Source organism: Streptococcus sp. DD11 (genome assembly GCF_001578865.1).
Classification (GTDB): Bacteria; Bacillota; Bacilli; order Lactobacillales; family Streptococcaceae; genus Streptococcus; species Streptococcus panodentis.
Map to the genome: position 1 here is coordinate 110,484 of NZ_KQ969396.1, position 3,733 is coordinate 114,216.

At 38.1% G+C, this 3,733-nt stretch carries 4 protein-coding genes and 2 pseudogenes; all 6 read right to left on the reverse strand.

The window, feature by feature from the left end:
• Positions 1–241 precede the first annotated feature (241 nt).
• The gene (locus tag STRDD11_RS09975) at positions 242–847 is read right to left on the reverse strand and encodes a hypothetical protein (RefSeq protein WP_128837187.1); all 606 of its coding nucleotides are present in this window, start codon (positions 845–847) and stop codon (positions 242–244) included.
• A pseudogene (locus STRDD11_RS09980) lies at positions 844–1,059 on the reverse strand (hypothetical protein); the annotation flags it as partial. The gene STRDD11_RS09975 and the pseudogene STRDD11_RS09980, both read right to left, overlap by 4 nt.
• A gap of 63 nt (positions 1,060–1,122) precedes the next feature.
• Positions 1,123–1,344: a hypothetical protein gene (locus tag STRDD11_RS09985; protein WP_128837188.1), complete on the reverse strand. Its 222-nt coding sequence runs from the start codon at positions 1,342–1,344 to the stop codon at positions 1,123–1,125.
• Between the two features lie 42 nt (positions 1,345–1,386).
• Entirely contained in the window at positions 1,387–1,932 is a 546-nt protein-coding gene (locus tag STRDD11_RS09990) for an RNA 2'-phosphotransferase (RefSeq protein ID WP_128837189.1), read from the reverse strand.
• Positions 1,925–2,296 (reverse strand): hypothetical protein, encoded by a 372-nt coding sequence (locus tag STRDD11_RS09995; RefSeq protein ID WP_128837190.1) that lies wholly within the window; start codon positions 2,294–2,296, stop codon positions 1,925–1,927. The genes STRDD11_RS09990 and STRDD11_RS09995 overlap by 8 nt, the downstream gene beginning before the upstream one ends.
• 1 nt (position 2,297) lies before the next feature.
• Positions 2,298–3,733: pseudogene (locus STRDD11_RS14595) on the reverse strand (hypothetical protein); the annotation flags it as partial.

Sequence of the window (3,733 nt, forward strand, 5' to 3'; positions counted from 1 at the left end):
TATCCCCCATGAAGAAGAACCCAAGCTCATCGGCCGAGTCACGGCAACCTTTATGCCGCTGGAATTGGAGGAAAAGAAAAATAAAAGTTCTGCAGCAAATGGCAGAACTTTTATTTGTAGAGAAATGATGAAAATACACACTAGACAGGACACAAGCCGCAGATAGATGACATAGTCCAACTCACCAATTCCAAATAATCAAACGGAAGCTCCTTGCTGTAATCACCTTTTAAGTATAATTTCATTCGTCCTCGTCGTCATAAACGCGTTCGCCGTGAATGGCTATGTACTCCTCCCATCCCTTATGCAATTCATCCCAAAGCGGTTCATCTACCGCCTCCATAACCTCTAGTTCCTCCAAACTAATATCGACCGCTTCATCGTAGGTCAAATGCAGCAGGTCTGCATGTTTTGCTTTAAATTCTTCAATGCTCAGCCAAGTTTCTTTGTCGTCTTCGATGATTTGACCGTCTATTGCAGTCGCCACTTCGATTGCCATAATATACATGTCGCGCTTATCAACCGTTAGAATAGCCTTATGAGTCGTGATGATTCGGAGATAGTCTCCTTTTTCCCGCCCATCGCTTTCATAGGAATCTTCAAAATTTAAATTTTCACGCTTAAAAGCCGCCCAAGAGTCATTTCCTATTTTAAAATCAGCCATTCCCCAACGCTCATCATTTGAAGAAAATTTATCTAGAGTCAAACTCAAATAAAAATCATCATCAAGTGCATAAGAAAAACCAACTTTCACTCCCTTACGTTCCTTGAACCACATTTTACAAGGGTATTCCATACCAGTTTGATCGATACTAGTTTCGTAGTTGCCTTTAAGATATAGTCTCACTCATCTTCCTCGTCTTCGTATTCATCATCCAATTCCACTTCACCATGGATTTTAATGTATTCCTCGCGCTTCCTATCCAACTCTTCCCAAATGGGATCGTCTACAGCATCCATCGTTTGAATTTCTTCCAGACTCATCTCATTGGCTTCGTCAAAGGTTAGAGATAGAATATCTTCGTACTTTTTCTTAAATTCCTCGATTGTTAACCATGTTTAGCTTCATAAATCCACAAGGGATAGCATTTATAATCAAACTGAATTTTGATTTCTTTCATATCAATCCACCCTATATGTTGGATAAACAATATTATTCACTTGAATTAAATCTTTTCTTGAATAAGAAAAATAAATCGTTGTTCCCAATTCAGTAAAAGTCAGTTCGTTTGTTTTTTCAATATAATAAACAGCTTCCTCCTTATCATCGGAAATGCTGCAAAATGATTTATTTCCTATTTTCTTATCATCAAGATAGACACAGCATGCCCAGATAAAATACATTTTTCTTTTCCTAATTGAGATAGTACATCCTAATCTCAATAATTATTCCAAAACAGATATAAATTTACTAGCAATCGGCTCTGAAAGCCAAACATCTTCATTCCCAAGATAAAACTTTACTCCTGAATCCCAGGCCTTTTGGGCATCAATTTTTAAAATAATGGCCTTTTTATCTCGTCTTAAAGCAACCTTTATAGCTGTTTCAGGAGCTGTAGATAGATGAACATACTGTCGTTTCTTTGAAATTAGACCTTTTTCAAGAATAGAGTCCAAAAATTTTTCAACGGTTCCATGATATAAAACATTAGGTGGTTGACAAGGATTTTTTTGCAGTTTATCTTTGAGCGAATGGCCGTAAAAAGCTCGAATCTTATTAGACTGGATTTCATGTCTTCTTTTATCAGAAGAAGCAATCATTTTTTCTAAATCATTCTTAGAGAGACCACCCCATTCTGAGTTAGCATTTAATTTTTGCAATAAATCATTAATGTCTGCCCATCCCTCTTTATCCAACGTTAAATTGTATTTTTGAGGATTATGTCTTAAAATATATGAAATTTCTCTGCTCAGTTTTTGATAATCAAACAAGTTTTTCTACCTCGAATTTTTTGGCAAATATTTGGAAAAATCCATATCCATCTAAATAAAGAGCATAGTGCTTAGGGGACCAAAATGAGTATTCACGGTTGTTGATTGCTTCTAACTCAATCAGCCTTTCAGAACTTTCCACCTCTACAAGTGTATCATAAGAACCATCAATTATCCCAAAAACAGGAGATGTTTTAGTAAATTCAATCACTGAATAGAATTTCAATATAACTTCACTAAAATTTTCCTCGTCATCATAGCCTGCTATTGTAATAGAAACCTGCATTCCTTTTATTTCAATAATAGGATCTTTTTCTAAATTTGATGAAAACATTGGTAAAACATATTTTTCTGTAATATTCATATTAATTTCCTTTTCTCGTGCTAGGTCTAACATCTGAGATGCCTTCAGAAGTTAATTTGTTACGCTTTAATTGACCATCAAGTAATGACTCGTATAAAGAGTCTCCTGTTCTATTAATTGTGAACCATTCACTCCTTGGAATACCAGCTTGAGTTAGTGCTTGGGAAGTTCTAGTGTTCAATATCAAAGTATTTCCATCTCTTTCAATATATTCAACCGGTAACTCTCCTATACTTATTTTTTTAGTATTTATGGCCTTAACCAAGTCATCAATTGTATTAATTGGTTTCCCTGCTAGTTCAGAATATTTTTCTCTGCCAATTTCACTAAACGAGTTACTGTACGTTTTTTGAGCATAATTAGCGTTATCAGGCATTCCAATTTTTTCAGGAATATCTTTTACAACATTATTCCTCACCGCATCCTTGACCTGATAATATTCATCAATCTGGGCATTGGCTTTTTGGTTCTTCAAATCCTTGTTATAGGCATTCCAACTCCAAGCTGCCATGCCCACCATAAGAAAATCATAGCCGGTTTTGATGGTCGGCGCAAACTTGACATAGTTCTCGGCGTAGGCTTTGAGGTCCTTATCCGCTGCCTTGTTAGTGACTGGGTCAATCCCCGTCTTGACGATATGCTCAAAGCGTTTTTGGTCAAAATGGGGATTGTGCTTGCTGACAGGATTCTGGCTGTCCAGCTCCTGATAGCGGGCTACCAAATACAAATCATTGGCTTGGTCTGTCTCAGAAGAATAAAAACCACGAGCCAGAAGAGGAGCAAGCGGACTCCATCGAAAATCAGGGTAGGCTTTCTCCAACTCTTTCTGATTCATGCCGTCAATCTTCTTCTTGAAGGCCGGATCTACTTTTTTAAGAGTGCTTGGGCTGAGACCTGGTTCTTCGATCAGTGTCTGTTTGTAACGTTCGATGACCATGTCCGCCCTAACCATGCCGAGCTGCCCCTGTTTTCCGAGCCAGCGATAGTCCTTGGTTTCACCCCGGTGATAGGCAGTTATGATATCCTGATACTTTTCCTCAATCTCAGCTCGGGACATATTGAAAACATCCAGGAGATTCTCCCCTTTATCTGTCTTAAGAACTTTATTAAAGTTTGAAATAATCTTCTTCCATTCAGAACGTGGTTTGCCCTGCAACTTCTCTGCGAGCTTACTTCGGTAATAGATTTCAGCAGCACCGGATAACTTCATATCTTTGACAGCCTTGTCTATAGCCTGTTCTTGTGGTGTCCGATAATCACTCTTTGAAACAGTCTGAATCTTCTGAGCCTTCATCTTAGTAGACCAACTCATATCTATGCCATCAGTAGAGTAATTACCCTCACTGTCTACCAACACCTGACTAAGCTGCGTCGCTCCTTGAATAGCTATGCCCAAAACCTGCAGACTATCTGCAAAATACTGGGACACCTGAGCCG

What these genes read in the sequence shown, in the direction of transcription:
- STRDD11_RS09985 (WP_128837188.1), bottom strand. Translation starts at nt 1,344, where the DNA reads ATGTATTTTATCTGGGCATGCTGTGTCTATCTTGATGATAAGAAAATA.
- STRDD11_RS09995 (WP_128837190.1), bottom strand. Translation starts at nt 2,296, where the DNA reads ATGAATATTACAGAAAAATATGTTTTACCAATGTTTTCATCAAATTTA.